This window comes from Escherichia sp. WS1152, assembly GCF_046487665.1.
Lineage (GTDB): Bacteria > Pseudomonadota > Gammaproteobacteria > Enterobacterales > Enterobacteriaceae > Escherichia > Escherichia coli.
Genome location: NZ_JBJQJA010000007.1, coordinates 116,831 through 139,736 on the forward strand (window position 1 = coordinate 116,831; position 22,906 = coordinate 139,736).

Annotated in this window: 26 protein-coding genes; 21 read left to right on the top strand and 5 right to left on the bottom strand. The window is 51.8% G+C overall.

The features are described 5' to 3' along the window. Nucleotides 1-68: 68 nt before the first annotated feature. Nucleotides 69-2,087, top strand: a complete 2,019-nt coding sequence (gene fadH, locus ACJHW7_RS13195) for an NADPH-dependent 2,4-dienoyl-CoA reductase (protein WP_040234984.1) — start codon at nt 69-71, stop codon at nt 2,085-2,087. 110 nt (nt 2,088-2,197) lie between these two features. On the opposite strand, the gene rlmG is transcribed toward fadH, so the two are convergent. Next, the gene (gene rlmG, locus ACJHW7_RS13200) at nt 2,198-3,334 is read right to left on the bottom strand and encodes a 23S rRNA (guanine(1835)-N(2))-methyltransferase RlmG (protein ID WP_040234985.1); all 1,137 of its coding nucleotides are present in this window, start codon (nt 3,332-3,334) and stop codon (nt 2,198-2,200) included. Between the two features lie 84 nt (nt 3,335-3,418). Here rlmG and ACJHW7_RS13205 point away from each other — a divergent pair, with 84 nt between their 5' ends. The 5 genes from ACJHW7_RS13205 to sstT all read left to right on the top strand — a co-directional run bounded on the left by ACJHW7_RS13205 (nt 3,419) and on the right by sstT (nt 8,864). Continuing rightward, entirely contained in the window at nt 3,419-3,922 is a 504-nt protein-coding gene (locus ACJHW7_RS13205) for a M48 family metallopeptidase (protein ID WP_001295542.1), read from the top strand. Nucleotides 3,923-3,998: 76 nt separating this feature from the next. Next, nucleotides 3,999-4,691, top strand: a complete 693-nt coding sequence (locus tag ACJHW7_RS13210) for a vancomycin high temperature exclusion protein (protein WP_040234987.1) — start codon at nt 3,999-4,001, stop codon at nt 4,689-4,691. Nucleotides 4,692-4,769: 78 nt separating this feature from the next. Next, on the top strand, nt 4,770-5,756 hold the full coding sequence (locus ACJHW7_RS13215) for a Gfo/Idh/MocA family protein (RefSeq protein WP_001718894.1): 987 nt from the start codon (nt 4,770-4,772) through the stop codon (nt 5,754-5,756). A gap of 282 nt (nt 5,757-6,038) precedes the next feature. Next, nucleotides 6,039-7,004 (top strand): TerC family membrane protein Alx, encoded by a 966-nt coding sequence (gene alx, locus ACJHW7_RS13220; protein ID WP_001098805.1) that lies wholly within the window; start codon nt 6,039-6,041, stop codon nt 7,002-7,004. A 615-nt stretch (nt 7,005-7,619) separates the two neighbouring features. Then, nucleotides 7,620-8,864: a serine/threonine transporter SstT gene (gene sstT / locus ACJHW7_RS13225; RefSeq protein ID WP_000211655.1), complete on the top strand. Its 1,245-nt coding sequence runs from the start codon at nt 7,620-7,622 to the stop codon at nt 8,862-8,864. Nucleotides 8,865-8,868: 4 nt separating this feature from the next. On the opposite strand, the gene ACJHW7_RS13230 is transcribed toward sstT, so the two are convergent. The 3 genes from ACJHW7_RS13230 to uxaC form a co-directional block, all read right to left on the bottom strand. Further along, complete coding sequence (locus ACJHW7_RS13230) at nt 8,869-9,420, bottom strand: YgjV family protein (protein ID WP_000128136.1); 552 nt, start codon at nt 9,418-9,420, stop codon at nt 8,869-8,871. A gap of 82 nt (nt 9,421-9,502) precedes the next feature. Next, nucleotides 9,503-10,990 carry an altronate dehydratase gene (uxaA, locus tag ACJHW7_RS13235; RefSeq protein WP_040234988.1) on the bottom strand — a complete coding sequence of 496 codons (1,488 nt, stop codon included), beginning with the start codon at nt 10,988-10,990 and terminating at the stop codon, nt 9,503-9,505. Between the two features lie 14 nt (nt 10,991-11,004). After that, the gene (gene uxaC, locus ACJHW7_RS13240; protein WP_000187442.1) at nt 11,005-12,417 is read right to left on the bottom strand and encodes a glucuronate isomerase; all 1,413 of its coding nucleotides are present in this window, start codon (nt 12,415-12,417) and stop codon (nt 11,005-11,007) included. 482 nt (nt 12,418-12,899) lie between these two features. Between uxaC and exuT the strand changes: the two genes are divergently transcribed. The 13 genes from exuT to ACJHW7_RS13305 all read left to right on the top strand — a co-directional run bounded on the left by exuT (nt 12,900) and on the right by ACJHW7_RS13305 (nt 20,942). Next, on the top strand, nt 12,900-14,198 hold the full coding sequence (gene exuT, locus ACJHW7_RS13245; protein ID WP_001226463.1) for a hexuronate transporter ExuT: 1,299 nt from the start codon (nt 12,900-12,902) through the stop codon (nt 14,196-14,198). Between the two features lie 129 nt (nt 14,199-14,327). Further along, complete coding sequence (gene exuR / locus ACJHW7_RS13250) at nt 14,328-15,104, top strand: transcriptional regulator ExuR (RefSeq protein ID WP_000406488.1); 777 nt, start codon at nt 14,328-14,330, stop codon at nt 15,102-15,104. 239 nt (nt 15,105-15,343) lie between these two features. Beyond that, entirely contained in the window at nt 15,344-15,427 is an 84-nt protein-coding gene (gene yqiM / locus ACJHW7_RS13255; RefSeq protein WP_211180508.1) for a protein YqiM, read from the top strand. A 21-nt stretch (nt 15,428-15,448) separates the two neighbouring features. Beyond that, nucleotides 15,449-16,111, top strand: coding sequence for a DedA family general envelope maintenance protein YqjA (yqjA, locus tag ACJHW7_RS13260; protein WP_040234989.1), 663 nt, complete (start codon nt 15,449-15,451; stop codon nt 16,109-16,111). 3 nt (nt 16,112-16,114) lie between these two features. Then, nucleotides 16,115-16,498, top strand: a complete 384-nt coding sequence (gene mzrA, locus ACJHW7_RS13265; RefSeq protein ID WP_001166761.1) for an EnvZ/OmpR regulon moderator MzrA — start codon at nt 16,115-16,117, stop codon at nt 16,496-16,498. Between the two features lie 146 nt (nt 16,499-16,644). Beyond that, complete coding sequence (gene yqjC / locus ACJHW7_RS13270; protein WP_001295543.1) at nt 16,645-17,013, top strand: DUF1090 family protein YqjC; 369 nt, start codon at nt 16,645-16,647, stop codon at nt 17,011-17,013. 37 nt (nt 17,014-17,050) lie between these two features. Further along, nucleotides 17,051-17,356, top strand: a complete 306-nt coding sequence (locus tag ACJHW7_RS13275) for a YqjD family protein (RefSeq protein WP_000031415.1) — start codon at nt 17,051-17,053, stop codon at nt 17,354-17,356. Nucleotides 17,357-17,358: 2 nt separating this feature from the next. Next, nucleotides 17,359-17,763 (top strand): phage holin family protein, encoded by a 405-nt coding sequence (locus tag ACJHW7_RS13280; RefSeq protein WP_000785722.1) that lies wholly within the window; start codon nt 17,359-17,361, stop codon nt 17,761-17,763. After that, nucleotides 17,753-18,052, top strand: coding sequence for a YqjK-like family protein (locus ACJHW7_RS13285; RefSeq protein ID WP_000096086.1), 300 nt, complete (start codon nt 17,753-17,755; stop codon nt 18,050-18,052). Before ACJHW7_RS13280 ends, ACJHW7_RS13285 begins: the two co-directional genes overlap by 11 nt. A gap of 185 nt (nt 18,053-18,237) precedes the next feature. Beyond that, a complete protein-coding gene (locus ACJHW7_RS13290) occupies nt 18,238-18,630 on the top strand; it encodes a DoxX family protein (protein ID WP_000732240.1) in 393 nt (130 codons plus the stop codon). A 69-nt stretch (nt 18,631-18,699) separates the two neighbouring features. Further along, nucleotides 18,700-19,686 carry a glutathionyl-hydroquinone reductase YqjG gene (gene yqjG, locus ACJHW7_RS13295; RefSeq protein WP_021557236.1) on the top strand — a complete coding sequence of 329 codons (987 nt, stop codon included), beginning with the start codon at nt 18,700-18,702 and terminating at the stop codon, nt 19,684-19,686. 292 nt (nt 19,687-19,978) lie between these two features. Beyond that, the gene (locus tag ACJHW7_RS13300) at nt 19,979-20,344 is read left to right on the top strand and encodes a DUF805 domain-containing protein (RefSeq protein WP_000384145.1); all 366 of its coding nucleotides are present in this window, start codon (nt 19,979-19,981) and stop codon (nt 20,342-20,344) included. A 241-nt stretch (nt 20,345-20,585) separates the two neighbouring features. Continuing rightward, nucleotides 20,586-20,942, top strand: coding sequence for a DUF805 domain-containing protein (locus ACJHW7_RS13305; protein ID WP_021557237.1), 357 nt, complete (start codon nt 20,586-20,588; stop codon nt 20,940-20,942). A 50-nt stretch (nt 20,943-20,992) separates the two neighbouring features. On the opposite strand, the gene yhaJ is transcribed toward ACJHW7_RS13305, so the two are convergent. Then, nucleotides 20,993-21,889, bottom strand: coding sequence for a DNA-binding transcriptional regulator YhaJ (yhaJ, locus tag ACJHW7_RS13310; protein WP_104213625.1), 897 nt, complete (start codon nt 21,887-21,889; stop codon nt 20,993-20,995). Between the two features lie 104 nt (nt 21,890-21,993). On the opposite strand from yhaJ, the gene ACJHW7_RS13315 reads away from it, so the two are divergent. Continuing rightward, a complete protein-coding gene (locus ACJHW7_RS13315; protein ID WP_021557238.1) occupies nt 21,994-22,695 on the top strand; it encodes a pirin family protein in 702 nt (233 codons plus the stop codon). 22 nt (nt 22,696-22,717) lie between these two features. Beyond that, on the top strand, nt 22,718-22,882 hold the full coding sequence (gene yhaL, locus ACJHW7_RS13320) for a protein YhaL (protein ID WP_021557239.1): 165 nt from the start codon (nt 22,718-22,720) through the stop codon (nt 22,880-22,882). Nucleotides 22,883-22,906: the final 24 nt, after the last annotated feature.

A 22,906-nucleotide genomic window follows, 5' to 3' on the forward strand; every position in this document is an offset into this window, starting at 1 on the left:
TCTCCGGCGACGGCTAAATTAGAACTCATCCGACCACATAACAATTATTTTACATACTGGACAATTTTATGAGCTACCCGTCGCTGTTCGCCCCGCTGGATTTAGGTTTTACCACGTTAAAAAACCGCGTGTTGATGGGTTCAATGCACACCGGGCTGGAGGAATATCCGGACGGTGCCGAGCGGCTGGCAGCGTTTTATGCCGAACGCGCCCGTCACGGCGTGGCGCTGATTGTTAGCGGCGGCATTGCACCAGATTTAACAGGCGTTGGCATGGAAGGTGGCGCAATGCTCAACGACGCCAGCCAGATCCCACACCATCGCACCATTACCGAAGCGGTACATCAGGAAGGCGGCAAAATAGCCCTGCAAATTTTGCATACCGGGCGCTACAGCTACCAACCGCATCTGGTCGCTCCCTCTGCATTGCGGGCCCCCATCAACCGTTTCGTTCCTCACGAACTCACCCATGAAGAGATCCTGCAACTGATCGACGATTTTGCCCGCTGTGCGCAACTGGCGCGGGAGGCTGGATACGATGGCGTAGAGGTGATGGGTTCCGAAGGGTATTTGATCAACGAATTTCTGACGCTGCGCACCAATCAGCGTAGTGACCAGTGGGGCGGCGATTACCGCAACCGGATGCGATTTGCCGTAGAAGTAGTGCTTGCGGTGCGCGAACGCGTCGGCAACGACTTCATTATTATCTACCGGCTGTCGATGCTCGACCTGGTCGAAGGCGGCGGGACTTTTACCGAAACGGTAGAACTGGCGCAGGCCATTGAAGCGGCGGGCGCAACCATTATCAACACCGGAATAGGCTGGCATGAAGCGCGAATTCCGACCATCGCCACGCCAGTGCCGCGCGGCGCATTTAGCTGGGTCACGCGCAAACTGAAAGGTCACGTCTCGTTGCCGCTGGTGACCACCAACCGGATTAACGATCCGCAGGTTGCCGACGACATTCTCTCGCGCGGCGATGCCGATATGGTATCGATGGCGCGACCGTTTCTCGCTGATGCGGAACTGCTGTCAAAAGCGCAATCAGGGCGAGCCGATGAGATCAACACCTGCATTGGCTGCAACCAGGCCTGCCTCGATCAGATCTTCGTTGGCAAAGTCACCTCGTGCCTGGTGAATCCTCGTGCCTGCCATGAAACCAAAATGCCGATCCTTCCCGCCATGCAGAAAAAAAATCTGGCGGTGGTCGGTGCGGGACCAGCTGGGCTGGCGTTTGCGATCAACGCGGCGGCGCGTGGTCATCAGGTAACGTTGTTTGACGCGCACAGTGAGATCGGCGGACAGTTTAATATCGCCAAACAGATCCCCGGCAAAGAGGAGTTTTACGAAACGCTGCGCTATTACCGCCGGATGATCGAAGTAACGGGCGTGACGCTGAAACTCAATCACACCGTAACAGCGGATCAGTTACAGGCGTTCGATGAAACGATCCTCGCCAGTGGGATCGTGCCACGCGTTCCGCCTATCGACGGGATCGATCATCCGAAGGTATTGAGTTATCTCGATGTACTGCGCGACAAAGCGCCGGTGGGCAACAAAGTTGCCATCATCGGTTGTGGCGGGATTGGTTTTGATACGGCGATGTATTTAAGTCAGCCGGGCGAATCCACCAGCCAGAATATCGCCGGGTTCTGTAATGAATGGGGGATCGACAGCAGCCTACAACAGGCTGGTGGCTTAAGCCCGCAGGGAATGCAGATCCCGCGTAGCCCACGGCAGATTGTGATGCTCCAACGCAAAGCCAGCAAACCAGGACAAGGGTTAGGCAAAACTACCGGCTGGATCCATCGCACCACCCTACTCTCGCGCGGCGTGAAAATGATCCCTGGCGTAAGTTACCAGAAGATCGACGATGACGGGCTGCATGTGGTGATCAACGGCGAAACGCAGATAATAGCCGTGGATCATGTGGTGATCTGCGCAGGGCAAGAGCCAAACCGCACGCTGGCGCAACCGCTGATTGATAGCGGGAAAACGGTGCATTTAATTGGCGGCTGCGATGTAGCTATGGAGCTGGACGCACGACGGGCAATTGCCCAGGGAACACGGCTGGCGCTGGAGATTTAAATCGTTATTTGAAGCTCCGGATGCAACGCATATTATTCGGCCTACGGGTAACGTGCTGAACGTAGGCCGGATAAGGCGTTTACGCCGCATCCGGCAGGTAACTCCCAATCTTATCGACGACGCCCCAGCTTCACCGCTTTCAGCACCACAAATTTATTATTCGTCGCAATAGTGGTGCAGTTGCCGAAAATTTTCTTCAGTTTATGGAAGTAATCCAGGTGACGGTTGGCAACGATATACAACTCGCCGTTGATTTTCAGGCAGCGGCGGGCGTGGTGGAACATCTCCCAGGCGACGTTATCGGTCAGCGCATGTTGTTGGTGAAACGGCGGGTTGCAGAGCACAGCATTAAAACGGAAAGGCTCCACGCCGGAGAGCGCGTTGTTAATCATAAACTCGCAGCGATCCAATGCCTCTGGCATGTTGGTTTCAACGTTCAAACGGCTGGAAGCAACCGCCATCGGTGATTCATCGACAAACACCACTTTCGCCTGCGGGTTTTTATCAAGCAGCGTCAGACCAATAACGCCGTTACCACAGCCGAGATCGACAATCTCACCTTCGAGATTCTCTGGCAGATGTTGCATAAAGAAGCGTGCGCCAATATCCAGCCCGGTGCGGGAGAAGACATTCGCATGGTTGTGGATAGTCCAGTCAGTACCTTCCAGCTTCCAGCTAACGGTCTGCGGCGCATCGGCCAGCGGCGGTTCATTGAAAGTGCAATTAATCAGGCGCGCTTTTTTCCATGCCAGCGTAGTGGTGGTCGGGCCGAGCACTTTCTCGAATAGTTCCAGCGTGGAAGTGTGAATGTCACGGGCTTTGGCACCGGCAATAATACGTGTATCCGACGTGACTACTTTGCGCAGCGCACGCAGTTGCTGTTCCAGCAATGCCAGTGTTTTCGGCACTTTGATCAGCACCACACCCGGCTGTTGCGGGTAGTCGGCGGTGCTGTCGAGAAACTTCACGCTCGACTCATCAACCCCGTTGAGGCGTAAATTCTCGCGCGTCGCCAGTTCACTGATGTATGAGTCGCCAATGCTGTACGGCTTATGTTCCGCCAGCGCGCAGCTTAACGCACCAAAGGCATCATTCAGGATCAACACCGGGCCGCGGATTTCTGTGTCGTCCAACTGTTGCAGCAAATATTCATCCGCCGCTTCCCACGCCTGTAGCGGGTTAACGTCATCCGTCGCCGGAAAACGTTGTAGTGTCAGTGAACGGAAACCGTTGTCTAAGTGGCTCATCGGCCCTCCTGAATGATAAAATTTCGACATTGCCCCTGAAAAGGGTGCGTGAGTATACCCTTTTTCTCTTTTTCGTGGGCGGTTATGAGCAATCTTACTTATCTTCAGGGTTATCCCGAGCAGCTACTTTCCCAGGTGCGAACACTGATTAACGAACAGCGTCTGGGCGATGTGCTGGCAAAACGTTATCCGGGAACACACGACTACGCCACCGATAAAGCCCTCTGGCAATATACTCAGGATCTGAAAAATCAGTTTCTGCGCAATGCCCCGCCGATCAATAAAGTGATGTATGACAATAAGATCCATGTGCTAAAAAACGCGCTCGGGTTACATACCGCTGTTTCTCGTGTGCAGGGCGGCAAGCTGAAAGCAAAAGCAGAGATCCGCGTCGCTACCGTGTTTCGCAACGCGCCGGAACCGTTTTTGCGCATGATCGTGGTGCACGAGCTGGCGCACCTGAAGGAGAAAGAGCATAACAAAGCGTTCTATCAATTGTGCTGCCATATGGAGCCGCAGTACCACCAGCTTGAGTTCGACACCCGGCTGTGGCTAACGCAGTTGTCGCTTGGGCAGGACAAAATCTGAAAATGATGTCAGGCGTTATCTTTTCTTTCTTTAGCGCCTAAAATCGACCTCCCCCCTTTCGTTAAGGATAACGACCATGCTGCGCGCATTTGCCCGCCTTCTTCTCCGTATTTGTTTTTCTCGCCGGACTCTAAAGATTGCCTGCTTACTGTTACTTGTGGCAGGAGCGACCATTTTTATCGCCGATCGCGTAATAGTCAACGCCAGCAAACAGCTGACCTGGAGCGACGTCAACGTCGTTCCGGCGCGTAACGTGGGCTTATTGCTGGGGGCCAGGCCGGGTAATCGCTACTTTACCCGACGTATTGATACCGCAGCAGAGTTGTACCACGCCGGAAAAGTGAAATGGCTGTTAGTCAGTGGCGATAACGGACGTAAAAATTACGATGAAGCATCAGGTATGCAGCAGGCTTTGATCGCTAAAGGCGTACCGGCGAAAGTGATCTTCTGCGACTATGCCGGATTCTCAACGCTGGATTCGGTAGTGCGTGCCAAAAAGGTGTTTGGGGAAAACCATATCACCATTATCTCGCAAGAATTTCATAACCAACGCGCCATCTGGCTGGCAAAACAGTACGGTATCGACGCTATCGGGTTTAACGCGCCAGACCTCAATATGAAGCACGGTTTTTATACTCAACTGCGGGAGAAACTCGCTCGCGTCAGCGCGGTGATTGACGCAAAAATCCTCCATCGCCAGCCGAAATATCTCGGGCCATCGGTCATGATTGGGCCGTTTAGTGAGCATGGCTGTCCGGCGAAAGAATAATGCGTATCTGCGCACGTTGAAGATGAAAAAGGCGTGCTACATTGACGACAGAATCCCTTTATGGAGTATCCACGCGTTATGATACGTTTCGCTGTGATTGGTACGAACTGGATCACTCGCCAGTTCGTCGAGGCCGCCCATGAGAGCGGTAAATACAAGTTAACCGCCGTTTATTCCCGCAGCCTTGAGCAGGCTCAGCACTTCGCCAATGATTTTTCTGTCGAGCATCTGTTTACCTCGCTGGAAGCGATGGCGGAAAGCGATGCCATTGACGCGGTGTATATTGCCAGCCCGAATTCCCTGCACTTTTCCCAGGCACAACTTTTCCTTAGTCACAAAATTCATGTGATTTGCGAGAAACCGCTGGCGTCGAATCTGGCGGAAGTGGATGCCGCCATTGCCTGTGCGCGGGAAAATCAGGTGGTGCTGTTTGAGGCATTTAAAACAGCCAGCCTGCCGAACTTTCATTTGCTGCGCCAGGCGCTGCCGAAAGTAGGCAAACTGCGGAAAGTCTTTTTCAACTATTGCCAGTATTCCTCGCGGTATCAACGTTACCTGGATGGTGAGAATCCCAACACCTTTAATCCGGCATTCTCTAACGGTTCAATTATGGATATCGGCTTTTACTGCCTGGCGTCGGCGGTAGCGTTATTTGGTGAGCCGAAAAGCGTGCAGGCAACCGCCAGTTTACTGGCAAGTGGTGTAGATGCCCACGGCGTGGTGGTGATGGATTACGGTGATTTCAGCGTCACCTTGCAGCACTCAAAGGTCAGTGATTCTGTCCTGGCAAGCGAGATTCAGGGCGAAGCGGGATCGCTGGTGATTGAAAAACTGTCTGAATGCCAGAAAGTATGCTTCGTGCCGCGTGGCAGCCAGATGCAGGATCTCACCCAGCCGCAGCATATTAATACCATGCTCTACGAAGCAGAGCTGTTCGCTACCCTGGTGGATGAGCATCTGGTGGATCATCCAGGGCTGGCGGTCAGTCGCATCACAGCCAAACTGCTGACCGAGATCCGCCGCCAGACTGGGGTGATTTTTCCGGCAGATAGCGTAAAACAATAATTGCCAAAGTAAAACAGTGTAAAAGGTATGTAACAGACCATTGACTGACTGAATGGTCTGTCATACTTTGTTACCTGCAAAGGGGAGTAACTTCATTGCCGGTCGATCGTCATTACGATGTGTGAAAAACCACATCCGGTCACCGGGCAACCCGAAAGGAATACGCAGACGTATTCCTTTTTTGTTGTAAGTGAGACCTTGCCGGAAGGCGAGGTCTATGCATAAAAAGCAGCGGCTGACGTCTTCCGACGTTGGCCGTTTTTTTATGTGTAAGGAACTTCTATGAATACTGTCGGCACGCCGTTGCTATGGGGCGGATTCGCTGTTGTTGTCGCCATTATGCTGGCTATCGACCTGTTGTTGCAGGGGCGTCGTGGGGCACATGCCATGACCATGAAACAGGCTGCGGCCTGGTCGCTGGTCTGGGTGACGCTGTCGTTACTGTTTAACGCCGCTTTCTGGTGGTATCTGGTGCAAACCGAAGGTCGCGCCGTTGCCGATCCACAGGCACTGGCCTTTCTCACGGGTTATCTGATTGAGAAATCGCTGGCGGTCGATAACGTCTTTGTCTGGCTGATGTTGTTCAGCTATTTCTCCGTTCCGGCGGCATTACAACGTCGCGTGCTGGTGTATGGCGTGCTCGGGGCGATTGTTCTGCGTACCATCATGATCTTCACAGGCAGCTGGCTGATTTCGCAGTTCGACTGGATCCTGTATATCTTCGGTGCCTTCCTGCTGTTTACCGGCGTGAAGATGGCGCTCGCCCATGAAGATGAATCAGGCATTGGCGACAAGCCGCTGGTGCGCTGGCTACGCGGTCATTTGCGTATGACCGACACCATCGACAATGAGCATTTCTTTGTGCGTAAGAATGGCTTGCTGTATGCCACGCCGCTGATGCTGGTATTGATTCTGGTGGAATTGAGCGACGTGATTTTCGCCGTGGATAGCATTCCGGCTATCTTCGCCGTGACCACTGACCCGTTTATTGTGCTGACCTCAAACCTGTTTGCGATCCTCGGCCTGCGTGCGATGTATTTCCTGCTGGCGGGCGTAGCAGAGCGTTTCTCGATGCTCAAATATGGCCTGGCGGTGATTCTGGTGTTTATCGGTATCAAGATGCTGATTGTCGACTTCTACCATATTCCGATCGCCGTCTCGCTGGGCGTGGTGTTTGGCATCCTGGTGATGACGTTTATTATCAACGCCTGGGTGAATTATCGGCATGATAAGCAGCGGGGAGAATGATTCGCTGTATATTAAGCCATTACTAGAGATAACTCATTCCAGACAAAGGTGAGCTATTAATTATGTAATCGGCTTATAGCTCTTTACAAAAAGACCGCACGGGTGTTGGTGGCGTCAAAATCGCCGAAGCGTTCCCTGGAGGCCGGGGCGACGCGCATGGATGCGCGGCGAGGGCGCATCTTACAGGGACGTTACCTTGCGCCCGACCCGGTAGCCGCAAGGGATAAGCTGAGGGAACCGCGCAGCGGCGATTTTGTTCGCCAGAGCCTGGGGGTGCAGGGGGCGGCGGCGATTGGCCGCCCCCTGCGCGCTCCCTGCGCCAGTGACTTTATATGGCATAGCACATTAAAGGAGCGCAACCGTTCTCATATTCCAAATAGTTTTGCCCATATGTTATCTAATCAGCCTTAGTAGCCAGTCCTTCCCTCTGTTTATGTCAAATAAATGTAACCATTAAGTTGCAAAACATGACCTCTCTTTAAAATCCAGCATTTTTCGCTTCCCGAAGCTGTAACTTTCCTTATACTCGACCTTGCAAACACTTTGTTACATCCTGAAAGATGCGTCGACAGAACGCACCAGGGATGTGCGACAACACAATGAAAGGATCGAAAAATGACTACGCAACGTTCACCGGGGCTATTCCGGCGTCTGGCTCATGGCAGCCTGGTAAAACAAATCCTGGTCGGCCTTGTTCTGGGGATTCTTCTGGCATGGATCTCAAAACCCGCGGCGGAAGCTGTTGGTCTGTTAGGTACTTTGTTCGTCGGCGCACTGAAAGCTGTTGCCCCCATCCTGGTGTTGATGCTGGTAATGGCATCTATTGCTAACCACCAGCACGGGCAGAAAACCAATATCCGTCCTATTTTGTTCCTCTATCTGCTGGGCACCTTCTCTGCAGCTCTGGCCGCAGTAGTCTTCAGCTTTGCCTTCCCTTCTACCCTGCACTTGTCCAGTAGCGCGGGTGATATTTCGCCGCCGTCAGGCATTGTCGAAGTGATGCGCGGACTGGTAATGAGCATGGTTTCCAACCCCATTGACGCGCTGCTGAAAGGTAACTACATCGGGATCCTGGTGTGGGCAATTGGCCTCGGTTTCGCACTGCGTCACGGTAACGAAACCACCAAAAACCTGGTCAACGATATGTCGAATGCCGTCACCTTTATGGTGAAACTGGTCATTCGCTTCGCACCGATCGGTATTTTTGGGCTGGTTTCTTCTACCCTGGCAACCACCGGCTTCTCCACACTGTGGGGCTACGCGCAACTGCTGGTCGTGCTGGTTGGCTGTATGTTACTGGTGGCGCTGGTGGTTAACCCATTGCTGGTGTGGTGGAAAATTCGTCGTAACCCGTTCCCGCTGGTGCTGCTGTGCCTGCGCGAAAGCGGCGTGTATGCCTTCTTCACCCGCAGCTCTGCAGCTAACATTCCGGTGAATATGGCGCTGTGTGAAAAGCTGAATCTGGATCGCGATACCTATTCCGTTTCTATTCCGCTGGGTGCCACCATCAATATGGCGGGCGCAGCAATCACCATTACCGTGTTGACGCTGGCTGCGGTTAATACGCTGGGTATTCCGGTCGATCTGCCCACAGCGCTGCTGTTGAGCGTAGTGGCTTCTCTGTGTGCCTGTGGCGCATCCGGCGTGGCGGGGGGGTCTCTGCTGCTGATCCCACTGGCCTGTAATATGTTCGGTATTTCGAACGATATCGCCATGCAGGTGGTTGCCGTCGGCTTTATCATCGGCGTATTGCAGGACTCTTGCGAAACCGCGCTGAACTCTTCAACTGACGTGCTATTCACTGCGGCAGCTTGCCAGGCAGAAGACGATCGTCTGGCAAATAGCGCCCTGCGTAATTAATTGTTTAACCCCTTTCGTCTATGGCGGGAGGGGTTTTCTCTACTTTAAACGGATCAATTCCCCTTTTCTGCATCCGCCAGAAACGAATGATATTCAGGCCATTCATAAGCAGAAAACTACCCTCAATCATCGTGCCGCCTATCGACCCCGCCCAGAAGTTGTGAATCACCCAGCAACACGTTGAAAACCACATTACGCAGCGCATGGTGAGCCCTTTACAGCGGAACAGCGCCCAGGTACTGACAATCGTGCCGATAACCGGCAATAGTTCGACAGGATGATGGAACTTCGCGAGGCCAATTCCGCCAGTCAGCACAATAAAAATCGCCATTACCCATAAGCTGCGCGTGCGTAAGGTAATCAATGTACGAATGGCATTAAGGATGGCACTGGCACCAGCGGGATAGGTGCCCAGAAGAAAAAAATGTACGCCAATAACGGCGCTATAGACCGAAAGCTGCTTTTTGAAGCGACGTTCGTCACGATTGAAAAATGTTGTGATACCAATCAGAAAGGCGATGACACCCACGCCCTGGGCCAGCCAATACGCGGTCATGATAAATCCTTAGCAGGTATGGAAAAGCAAACGGCGCTTCACATTATGAAACGCCGTTTTTTATTAACAACTCATTTCGACTTTATAGCGTTACGCCGCTTTTGAAGATCGCCAGTTCGCGGAAGTCGTTACGCTCGTTACAGGTTTGCTTACCGTTGGCAAACTCAACGATGGTGTCGATAAATTCTTCCAGCAACTGCGGCATCGCTTTACCGTGGATCAGCTGACCCGCGTCAAAGTCGATCCAGTGTTTTTTCTTCGCCGCCAGTTCACTGTTGGTGGCGATTTTCACCGTCGGCACAAATCCACCATACGGCGTGCCACGACCAGTACTGAACAGCACCATATGGCAGCCCGCACCCGCCAGGGCGCTGGTCGCTACGGCATCGTTACCCGGCGCACTTAACAAGTTCAGCCCTGGCGTTTTCAGACGCTCGCCGTAACGCAGCACGTCAACCACGACGCTGGAACCCGCTTTCTGGGTACAGCCAAGTGATTTGTCTTCCAGCGTGGTGATACCGCCCGCTTTGTTCCCCGGCGATGGGTTTTCATAGATCGGCTGGTCATGGGCAATAAAGTACTGTTTGAAGTCGTTGACCATAGTGACCAGTTTTTCAAACGTTGCTTCGTCGCGGCAATGGTCCATCAGCAACTGCTCTGCGCCAAACATCTCCGGCACTTCGGTCAGTACGGTAGTACCGCCGTTAGCAATCACGTAGTCAGAGAAACGCCCCAGCATCGGGTTAGCAGTAATACCAGAAAGACCGTCAGAACCACCGCACTCCAGACCAAACTTCAGTTCGCTGAGTTTGCCTGGCTCGCGTTTATCGTTGCGCATCACGTTATACAGCTGATGCAAATGCTCGATCCCGGCTTCGATCTCATCATCCTGCTGTTGGCAGATCATGAAATGAACGCGTTCAGGATCGATATCGCCCAGCGTTTCACGGAATGCGGCAACCTGGTTGTTTTCACAGCCCAGACCAATCACCAGCACTGCGCCTGCGTTCGGGTGGCGCACCATGTTTTGCAGCATGGTGCGGGTATTAATGTGATCGTCGCCCAGCTGTGAGCAGCCGTAGGTGTGGCTGAAGAGGAACACGCCGTCGGTACCTTCAGCGTTGTTGGTCTCTTTCAGAAAACGGTTCTGGATCTGCCGCGCGATGCCGTTGACACAGCCCACGGTTGGCAGGATCCACAGCTCGTTACGCACCCCGACATCGCCGTTAGCGCGACGATAGATCTGCACTTCACGATCTGCCGCTTGCGCAGGCAGATCCTGAAAATCAGGTTGATAGCGATACTGCTCCAGATCGCTCAGATTCGTGCGCGTATTGTGGGCGTGAACGTGTTCCCCCGCCGCAATATCCGCCAATGCATAACCAATCGGCAGGCCATATTTGATGACGTTGGCCCCTTTTGCGATATTCGTTAACGCAAATTTATGTCCACGAGCAACATCCTGGCGCAGCCTAACAGTTTGGTTATCGACACTGACTTCTGTGCCTTCCGCCAAATCTGCTAAAGCGACCGCGACGTTATCCAGCGCATGGATCTTGATGTATTGCATATCAACCCCAGACCTTAGTTCAGTTCAATGGCGAAGTAGTCACGCGCATTGTTAAAGCAAATATTTTTCACCATCTCGCCCAGCAGGTTGATGTCCGCCGGTGCTTCGCCCGCTTCCACCCAGCGACCAATCATCTGGCACAGAATGCGGCGGAAGTATTCGTGACGGGTGTATGACAGGAAGCTACGGCTGTCAGTCAGCATACCGACAAAGCGGCTCAGCAAACCGAGCTGCGCCAGTTGGGTCATCTGACGTTCCATACCGTCTTTCTGATCGTTAAACCACCAGCCGGAACCGAACTGCATTTTGCCCGGCATACCTTCGCCCTGGAAGTTACCGATCATGGTGCCCAGCACTTCGTTATCGCGCGGGTTCAGGCAGTAGAGAATGGTTTTCGGCAGCAGGTTTTCTTCATTCTGCTTGCTCAGCAGCTTAGACAGCTCTTCCGCCATCGGACGGTCATTGATGGAGTCAAAGCCTACATCCGGCCCCAGCAGTTTGAACTGACGCAGGTTGTTATTACGCAGCGCGCCAATGTGGTACTGCTGTACCCAGCCGCGACGTGCATATTCGGCACCAAGGAACACCAGCACCGCAGTTTTGAACTGTGCCACTTCGTGCTCGCTCAGGGTTTCGCCAGCCAGACGGCGCGCCAGAATGCTGTCCAGTTCCGCTTCGTTCGCTTCAGCAAACATCACCACGTCCAACGCATGGTCAGACACTTTACAGCCGTGAGCGGCGAAGTGATCCAGACGTTTGGTCAGGGCAGTTTGCAGGTCAGCAAAGCGGCGAATGTCGGTATCGGAAACTTCGCCCAGCTTCGCCATGTAGTCGTTAAAGGTCGCCTGTTCGATGTTAAAGGCTTTGTCCGGACGCCAGCTCGGCAGCACTTTGATGGTGAAAGAGCCGTCTTTGGCGATCTCTGCGTGATGCTCCAGAGAATCGATCGGGTCATCGGTGGTGCCGACCATTTTCACGTTCATCTGCTGCATGATGCCGCGCGCGGAGAAGTTATCCTGCGCCAGCAGTTCGTTACATTCGTTCCAGATTTCATCGGCAGTTGACGGAGAAAGCAATTTGCCAGTGATACCGAACGGACGACGCAGTTCGAGGTGCGTCCAGTGGTATAACGGGTTGCCGATAGTGTGCGGAACAGTCGCCGCCCAGGCGTCAAATTTTTCACGGTCAGACGCATCACCAGTACACAGACGCTCAGCCACACCGTTGGTACGCATAGCGCGCCATTTGTAGTGATCGCCCTTCAACCAGATGTCATACAGGTTTTTAAAACGATAGTCTTCCGCAATCTGCTGCGGCGGCAAATGGCAATGGTAATCGAAAATCGGCTGGTCTTTTGCGTAGTCGTGATACAGACGGCGGGCAAATTCGGTATCTAACAGGAAATCTTCAGTCATAAACGGAGTCATTTTCGTCTTCCTCTCAACGAGTGAGCTAGCTTGCTTATGGTGCGATGCTGACAAAGTTATCACACCAATTTCCAGAGTCCGAAGATATTTTCGTGAGTTAGATCAATAAACGTAGTTAAAAAAATTACTCTCAAAGTGGTAAATCTCGCTGCAGGCCGCGCCAGTACTGGCCTCGCTGTCGTCAGGTAATGTCCCTACAAATATTCGCACATTTGTGATGGCTCTCACCTTTTAAAGTTGTATGACAAGTTATCTTTCTGCCGTCGCAAATCATAAGTCGACGGAATGCAAATTGCCGATTCATTCATTTGTTAGATGAATCGGGTTAACCGGTACGGAAGCCGAATTAGCACGAAACTTTCATGGCAACGTTCGGGGCGTGCCGGTTTTTTTTCGGTTACCCGGTCGTAACTAACATCTTCAGCCTCTGGCGGGATGATGGCCGCGCTTCCTGCGGATATAACAAAACGATGAGGTTTTACATGCGTAAAATTAAAGGGTTACGTTGGTATATGATCGCACTGGTGACGCTCGGCACCGTGCTTGGTTACCTGACGCGTAACACTGTGGCGGCAGCTGCGCCAACTCTGATGGAAGAGTTAAACATCTCCACCCAACAGTATTCCTATATCATCGCAGCCTATTCTGCTGCTTATACGGTCATGCAACCTGTAGCAGGTTATGTACTGGATGTGCTGGGTACGAAAATCGGTTATGCAATGTTTGCTGTGCTGTGGGCCGTGTTCTGTGGTGCCACCGCGCTGGCAGGTAGCTGGGGTGGCCTGGCGATTGCTCGTGGTGCGGTCGGTGCCGCGGAAGCAGCGATGATCCCGGCGGGTCTGAAAGCCAGCTCCGAATGGTTCCCGGCGAAAGAGCGTTCCATCGCGGTAGGTTACTTTAACGTAGGTTCTTCGATTGGTGCGATGATTGCGCCGCCGCTGGTGGTATGGGCAATCGTAATGCACAGCTGGCAGATGGCATTTATCATCTCCGGTGCATTGAGCTTTATCTGGGCGATGGCATGGCTGATTTTCTATAAACATCCGCGCGACCAGAAGCATCTGACCGATGAAGAACGCGACTATATTATTAATGGTCAGGAAGCCCAGCACCAGGTGAGCACGGCGAAGAAAATGTCCGTTGGTCAGATCCTGCGTAACCGTCAGTTCTGGGGTATCGCGCTGCCGCGTTTCCTGGCAGAACCGGCCTGGGGTACTTTTAACGCGTGGATCCCGCTGTTCATGTTTAAAGTTTACGGCTTTAACCTGAAAGAGATCGCGATGTTCGCCTGGATGCCGATGCTGTTTGCTGACCTCGGTTGTATCCTCGGTGGTTACCTGCCGCCGCTGTTCCAGCGTTGGTTTGGTGTGAACCTGATCGTTTCCCGTAAGATGGTCGTAACGCTGGGTGCTGTGCTGATGATTGGCCCGGGTATGATCGGTCTGTTCACCAACCCGTATGTCGCAATTATGCTGCTGTGTATCGGTGGTTTTGCCCACCAGGCACTGTCTGGCGCGCTGATTACGCTCTCTTCTGACGTGTTTGGTCGTAACGAAGTGGCAACGGCAAACGGTTTAACCGGGATGTCCGCATGGCTGGCAAGTACGCTGTTTGCGCTGGTTGTCGGTGCACTGGCTGACACCATTGGCTTCAGCCCGCTGTTCGCAGTTCTGGCAGTATTTGACCTGCTGGGTGCGCTGGTTATCTGGACCGTATTGCAGAACAAACCGGCGATTGAGGTGGCGCAGGAAACACATAACGATCCCGCACCGCAACATTAACGCTTCGTGTAAGTTTTAGTTTCCCTTCAAAGCCGCCTTCTCAGGCGGCTTTTTCATCACTGCGAGTAGAGCTAAACTCGCAAAAGTGGTATAACAAATATAGTCTGCCGTATCATGCCTGGAGCGCATATGGAAATCACTGAACCACGCCGTTTGTATCAACAACTTGCCGCTGACCTGAAAGAGCGCATCGAACAGGGCGTCTATCTGGTGGGTGATAAACTGCCTGCCGAGCGCTTTATTGCCGATGAAAAGAACGTCAGCCGTACGGTAGTTCGTGAAGCCATCATCATGCTGGAAGTTGAAGGCTATGTCGAAGTGCGTAAAGGTTCAGGTATTCACGTGGTTTCCAACCAGCCGCGCCATCAGCAGGCTGCGGACAATAATATGGAATTCGCCAATTACGGTCCGTTTGAGTTACTCCAGGCTCGCCAGCTCATCGAAAGTAATATTGCCGAGTTCGCGGCAACTCAGGTAACGAAACAGGACATCATGAAATTGATGGCCATCCAGGAGCAGGCGCGCGGCGAACAATGCTTCCGTGATTCCGAGTGGGATTTGCAGTTCCATATTCAGGTAGCCCTGGCGACGCAGAACTCCGCCCTGGCGGCTATCGTTGAAAAAATGTGGACCCAGCGTAGCCATAACCCGTACTGGAAAAAACTGCACGAACACATTGATTCCCGTACCGTCGATAACTGGTGTGATGACCACGATCAAATCCTCAAGGCGCTGATTCGCAAAGATCCTCATGCTGCTAAGCTGGCAATGTGGCAGCACCTGGAAAACACCAAGATCATGTTATTTAACGAAACCAGCGACGACTTCGAGTTCAATGCCGACCGTTATCTGTTCGCCGAAAACCCGGTGGTGCATCTCGATACAGCCACCAGCGGCAGTAAATGAAATTCCTGTCCGACAGGCGCTGCAATGCGCCTGTTTGTCTCGTCGGTAAGCGAAAAGTATAAAGTGTCAGCCTGTGTAAATCCTCTCGCCACCCTCCCCTGCATTCAGCAAAATCAGACTCCACGGACATGTAATTTTGATAACGAACAACGTTGACCTTTGTTACAATTAGATTCAATTTGAATTTATGTTTTTGAATGCTTTCTTATCTCACGATTTAACAGGGAATAGTTCAGGCTGTGTTGATGTATCAAACCCGCAGAACATACCAAAACAGCAATAACATTGCGGTAGTGCATCTTTTAAAACCAGCGTGGCGTTAACCGATTCACCAGGAATAATGAATGGAACTTTTGACCCAATTGCTGCAAGCCCTGTGGGCGCAGGATTTTGAAACCCTGGCCAATCCATCGATGATTGGCATGTTGTATTTTGTCTTGTTTGTAATTTTGTTCCTTGAAAACGGCTTGCTTCCGGCGGCCTTTTTACCGGGCGACAGTTTACTGGTATTGGTCGGCGTGTTGATTGCGAAAGGCGCGATGGGCTATCCGCAAACGATTCTGCTGCTGACCGTTGCCGCCAGCCTCGGCTGCTGGGTCAGCTATATTCAGGGGCGATGGCTGGGCAATACCCGCACCGTACAAAACTGGCTATCTCATTTACCCGCGCATTATCATCAACGCGCACACCATCTTTTTCATAAACACGGTTTATCGGCGCTGTTAATTGGTCGCTTTATTGCGTTTGTCAGAACACTGCTGCCGACGATTGCCGGGTTATCAGGGCTGAATAACGCGCGCTTTCAGTTTTTCAACTGGATGAGCGGTCTGCTGTGGGTATTGATCCTGACAACTCTGGGTTACATGCTCGGCAAAACGCCGGTATTTTTAAAGTACGAGGACCAGCTGATGTCATGTCTGATGCTGCTCCCGGTGGTGCTGCTGGTGTTTGGCCTGGCAGGTTCTCTGGTCGTGTTATGGAAAAAGAAATATGGAAATCGGCGGTAAGGGATGCAAATACCTCGCATGTCGCTTCGCCAGCTAGCCTGGTCCGGCGCTGTTTTACTTCTGGTCGGCACGCTGTTGCTGGCCTGGTCCGCGGTTCGCCAGCAAGAGTCTACGCTGGCGATTCGTGCCGTTCATCAAGGCACAACGATGCCAGACGGTTTTTCAATCTGGCATCACCTTGACGCTCATGGCATTCCTTTCAAAAGTATCACCCCCAAAAACGACACTCTGTTAATTACCTTTGACTCCAGCGACCAGAGCGCCGCTGCAAAAGCGGTCCTCGACAGAACATTGCCCCAAGGCTACATCATTGCGCAGCAGGACAATAACAGTCAGGCTATGCAGTGGCTGACCCGGCTACGGGATAACTCTCATCGCTTCGGATAACTTCCTGTTATCCGAAACAGATCACTCACTTTGGTGATTTCACCGTAACTGTCTATGATTAATGAGGCGGTGGTTAACACTACCGCTTCGTTGTCTGGACAATCGTTCCTTTGTAATAGGTCCGAATCACAATGGAAGGTTCAAGAATGAAATACCGCATCGCTTTAGCTGTTTCTCTTTTTGCTCTTAGTGCCGGTAGTTATGCCACTACCCTGTGTCAGGAAAAGGAGCAAAATATCCTTAAGGAAATCAGCTATGCCGAAAAACACCAAAACCAGAATCGTATTGACGGTCTGAATAAAGCCCTGAGTGAAGTCCGGGCCAACTGTTCAGATAGCCAGCTGCGTGCCGATCATCAGAAGAAAATCGCAAAGCAGAAAGATGAGGTGGCGGAACGCCAGCAAGATTTAGCCGAGGCGAAGCAAAAAGGCGATGCCGATAAGATTGCCAAACGCGAACGGAAACTGGCAGAAGCGCAGGAAGAGCTGAAAAAGCTGGAAGCGCGCGACTACTAACTCACAATAGTCACTACTTACTCACTTGGAGAAAACTATGTCGAAAGAACACACTACGGAACATCTGCGTGCTGAGTTGAAATCCCTTTCCGATACGCTGGAAGAGGTGCTTAGCTCATCTGGCGAGAAGTCGAAAGAAGAGTTGAGTAAGATTCGTAGCAAAGCGGAGCAGGCACTGAAACAGAGCCGTTATCGCCTGGGTGAAACCGGTGATGCCATCGCCAAACAAACCCGTGTCGCGGCGGCGCGTGCCGATGAGTATGTGCGTGAAAATCCATGGACGGGCGTGGGCATTGGCGCTGCAATCGGTGTAGTGCTCGGCGTTCTGCTGTCGCGTCGTTAATTATGGCGGACACTCATCACGCGCAAGGGCCCGGTAAAAGCGTTCTGGGCATCGGGCAGCGAATTGTTTCCATCATGGTTGAAATGGTGGAAACACGTCTGCGGCTGGCGGTGGTTGAGCTGGAAGAGGAAAAAGCTAATCTCTTTCAACTTTTACTGATGCTGGGCCTGACGATGCTTTTCGCTGCATTTGGTCTTATGAGCCTGATGGTGCTAATTATTTGGGCGGTTGATCCGCAATATCGCCTGAATGCGATGATTGCCACCACCGTGGTGTTGCTGCTACTGGCACTGATTGGCGGTATCTGGACGTTACGTAAATCGCGTAAATCCACCTTGCTGCGCCATACACGCCATGAGCTGGCAAACGATCGGCAGCTGCTCGAGGAGGAGTCCCGTGAGCAGTAAAGTCGAACGTGAACGACGTAAGGCGCAACTGCTTAGCCAGATCCAGCAACAACGGCTGGATCTTTCTGCCAGTCGTCGTGAATGGCTGGAGGCAACAGGCGCTTACGATCGTCGCTGGAATATGCTGCTAAGTCTGCGCTCCTGGGCGCTGGTTGGCAGTAGCGTGATGGCGATCTGGACGATTCGCCATCCTAATATGCTGGTCCGCTGGGCCAGACGCGGTTTTGGCGTATGGAGCGCCTGGCGTCTGGTTAAAACGACCCTCAAGCAGCAACAGCTTCGCGGTTAACTTCCCTCTGGCCGGAGCCATTCCGGCCTTACCCATCAAATTTTTTGAAGATTTTTGACAGTTTTCCTTGCTAACAATCATCATTCACCACGTTTATGATTCTCTCCATCGACAGCAACGACGCTAATACCGCGCCCTTGCACAAAAAAACAATCAGCAGCCTGAGTGGCGCAGTGGAGAGTATGATGAAAAAATTAGAAGATGTTGGTGTACTGGTAGCGCGCATTTTAATGCCGATTCTGTTTATTACCGCAGGCTGGGGAAAAATTACTGGTTACGCGGGTACCCAACAATATATGGAAGCGATGGGCGTCCCGGGTTTTATGCTGCCGCTGGTGATTCTGCTTGAGTTTGGTGGTGGTCTGGCAATCCTGTTCGGTTTCCTGACTCGCACCACAGCCCTGTTTACTGCGGGCTTTACGCTGCTGACGGCATTTTTATTTCACAGCAACTTTGCTGAAGGCGTCAACTCGCTGATGTTCATGAAAAACCTGACAATTTCTGGCGGATTCCTGCTGCTGGCAATTACCGGTCCGGGCGCGTATAGCATCGACCGCCTGCTGAATAAAAAGTGGTAAGCACGCGCTATACTTAATGCTAAAAAACGAGGAGGAAGCTCCTCGTTTTTGCTATTGGAGGAGAGAAAAATGGGTCAACTGATTGACGGCGTCTGGCATGACACCTGGTACGATACCAAATCTACCGGCGGTAAATTTCAACGTTCAGCTTCCGCATTTCGTAACTGGCTCACTGCCGATGGCGCTCCAGGCCCCACTGGCACAGGCGGTTTTATCGCAGAGAAAGATCGTTATCATCTCTATGTTTCACTCGCCTGCCCGTGGGCGCACCGCACGCTGATCATGCGCAAACTCAAAGGACTGGAACCGTTTATTTCCGTTTCCGTAGTGAACCCGCTGATGCTGGAAAACGGCTGGACCTTTGACGACAGTTTTCCGGGAGCAACCGGAGACACGCTCTATCAACATGAATTTTTGTATCAGCTTTATCTCCACGCCGATCCACACTACAGCGGACGAGTTACTGTTCCCGTGCTGTGGGACAAAAAGAACCACACCATCGTCAGCAACGAATCAGCAGAAATCATCCGCATGTTTAATACCGCGTTTGATGCGCTGGGCGCGAAAGCGGGTGATTACTACCCACCAGCCCTGCAAACGAAAATTGACGAACTTAACGGCTGGATTTATGACACCGTTAACAACGGCGTGTATAAAGCTGGTTTTGCCACCAGCCAGCAAGCCTACGACGAAGCGGTGGAGAAAGTGTTTGAATCGCTGGCGCGACTGGAACAGATTTTAGGTCAGCATCGTTACCTGACCGGCAACCAGCTAACCGAAGCCGATATTCGCCTGTGGACCACGCTGGTCCGTTTTGATCCAGTGTATGTGACCCACTTCAAGTGTGATAAGCACCGCATCAGCGATTACTTTAATCTGTATGGCTTCCTGCGTGATATCTACCAGATGCCGGGAATTGCCGAAACAGTCAATTTCGATCACATCCGTAATCATTACTTCCGCAGCCATAAGACCATCAACCCTACGGGGATTATTTCAATTGGTCCGTGGCAGGATCTCGATGAACCGCATGGACGAGATGTTCGCTTCGGTTAAAAAAAGGCACCTTACGAGGTGCCTCTGATAATTAGCTAAGTGCATGTTGTTCATGTCGGATGCGGCGTGAACGCCTTATCAAACCTACAAAACATTTATATTCAATATGTTGCAATGACCGCGCAGGCCAGATAAGCGTAGCGCATCTGGCGATTTTGCGCTTGTCATCAGTCTTAGCGCGCCTTCACAGCACTTTATTAATTCCTTGAACGAATATTTACTGCCATTTCATTCACGTCTATTCTTAATTTGCTGCTTTAAAAACAAGTGATTGAGCAAAATTGAGGCAAAAATGGACTGGTATCTGAAAGTACTAAAAAATTATGTCGGTTTCCGGGGTCGTGCGCGGCGCAAAGAGTACTGGATGTTTATTCTGGTCAACATCATCTTTACGTTCGTGCTGGGGCTGCTGGATAAAATGTTAGGCTGGCAACGCGCTGGTGGCGAAGGCATCCTGACGACAATCTACGGTATTCTGGTGTTTTTACCGTGGTGGGCAGTTCAGTTCCGCCGCCTGCACGACACCGACCGCTCGGCGTGGTGGGCACTGCTATTCTTAATCCCGTTTATCGGCTGGCTTATTATCATCGTCTTTAACTGCCAGGCGGGTACGCCAGGCGAAAACCGCTTTGGACCTGATCCAAAACTGGAACCTTAAAACAAATCTGCTCGCCGGATGTCTGACTCATCCGGCTTTTATCATCATGTTGATGAATGAATAATTTACTAATGTTTATTTAAAATATTTCAATATCGTTATATAAATTACCTATAAAAAATAACCATGTATTTATCTTAAATATCAAAACCTTTATAACATCCGAAAAAGAAAGATACGAATAGCATTTACACAATACCCGGAATAGACTTTCGTCACTTTTAATTAAAGGGATGTTTTTATGCAGTGGTATTTATCCGTATTAAAAAATTATGTTGGTTTCTCTGGTCGCGCACGTCGTAAAGAGTATTGGATGTTTACTCTGATTAACGCCATCGTCGGCGCTATTATCAATGTCATTCAATTGATTTTAGGTCTGGAGCTTCCATATTTGTCTATGCTTTATTTGCTGGCAACCTTCCTTCCCGTCCTTGCGCTTGCTATCCGTCGCTTACACGATACCGACCGTTCAGGTGCCTGGGCCTTGCTCTTTTTTGTTCCGTTTATTGGCTGGCTCGTGCTTCTGGTTTTTTTCTGCATAGAAGGTACTTCTGGCAGCAATCGTTACGGAAACGATCCGAAGTTTGGTTCAAATTAATCTTAGAATTGGGGCGATATTTCGCCCCTTTTTATTAACAATAATAAATATTATTTTCCGTTAAAAAGTTTGGGAATTTCCCGCAGACACCAGGATTTCGCTTCCCCCATACTGTCACGACGCCAGGCCATAATAATATCGATCTCGCTGGTCGATTCCGGGCTGACGACACGCAACCGCCCTTCCGCAATATCTTTTTCGACCATCGGATACGGCATCGTCGCCACGCCAAGCCCCGCCAGTAATGCCTGACGTTTATCTTCAATCGTGCTCACCGTTAAGCGCGGCTGTTTGTCCAGCAGCTGTACAGTCAACACCGGGCGCTCACGAGCGGTATCCGCCACCGCAATTCCACGATATTTCAAACGCGTCACTTCAGATAACGGTTCCGGCTCCTGATGAATCGGGTGATCAGGCGCGGCAACGTAGACGTTCATTAACGTATAGAGCTTGCGCGAGTTGATCTCCGACGAGGAACGAAAATGCATATCCGGCGCGATAACAATATCCGCCCGCCCCTGCTCCAGCCGTTCCCACGCCCCCGCCAGCACTTCTGTGATGATTGCCAGTTGGGTATTGGCTTTTGCCGCCAGTTTGTCGATTAACGGGAAAAAGGCAGGTGTCGGTACCAGCGCTTCGGTCACAATGGTGAGATGCGTTTCCCAACCGCGCGCGAGAGCTTCCGCATCAGTAGTCAGTTTATCTGCGGCTTCCAGCAAAACGCGCCCTCGCTCCAACAACATCCTCCCGACATTGGTGAATTTGGTGCGATGGCCCGAGCGGTCAAACAGCACCACATCCAGCTCTTCTTCCAGTTTTTGCATGGTGTAGCTAAGTGCGGAAGGCACGCGTCCCAGCTCATCCGCTGCCGCCGCAAAACTGCCCCGGCGATCGATCGCATCCATAACCCGTAGTGCTTCCAGCGTTAATGCCCTTTCTTTGGCCATTTCGTTCTCATTCAGGAAATTTGAACATACCGGGCAGAATATCTGGCTAACAATGTAGCGTCCAGCCCCTTACCATAAAAGGAAGTAAAGAGAGGTCAAGAATTATGATTACTACCCGAACTGCCAGGCAGTGTGGACAAGCAGACTACGGATGGTTGCAGGCCCGGTATACTTTTTCCTTTGGACACTACTTCGACCCGAAATTGTTAGGCTATGCCTCCCTGCGTGTGCTTAACCAGGAAGTGCTGGCCCCAGGTGCCGCCTTTCAGCCGCGAACCTATCCCAAAGTCGATATTTTAAATGTGATTCTGGATGGAGAAGCAGAGTATCGCGACAGCGAAGGCAATCATGTTCAGGCCAGCGCCGGAGAGGCGTTGCTGCTCTCTACCCAGCCGGGTGTCAGCTATAGCGAACACAATCTCAGCAAAGACAAACCGTTAACACGAATGCAGCTTTGGCTGGACGCCTGCCCGCAGCGAGAGAATCCGCTGATTCAAAAGCTGGCGCTTAATATGGGCAAGCAGCAATTAATCGCCTCGCCAGAGGGTGCGATGGGAAGCCTGCAATTACGCCAGCAAGTATGGCTGCACCATATCGTGCTCGACAAAGGCGAAAGTGCGAATTTCCAGTTGCATGGACCACGCGCGTATTTGCAATCGATTCACGGGAAATTTCATGCGATTACGCATCATGAAGAGAAAGCGGCGCTGACCTGCGGTGATGGGGCGTTTATTCGTGACGAGGCTAACATTACGCTGGTTGCCGATTCCCCACTGCGCGCTTTGCTGATAGATTTGCCTGTCTAGTTGTTTTTACAGGGAGATGATGATGAGTAAAAAATCGGCCAAAAAGCGCCAGCCAGTGAAGCCCGTGGTGGTGAAAGAACCTGCTCGCACCGCCAATAATTTTGGCTATGAAGAGATGTTGAGCGAACTAGAAGCCATCGTCGCGGATGCTGAAACGCGTTTAGCCGAGGATGAAGCTACCGCGTAAAGACAGGTGCCGGATGCGACGTAA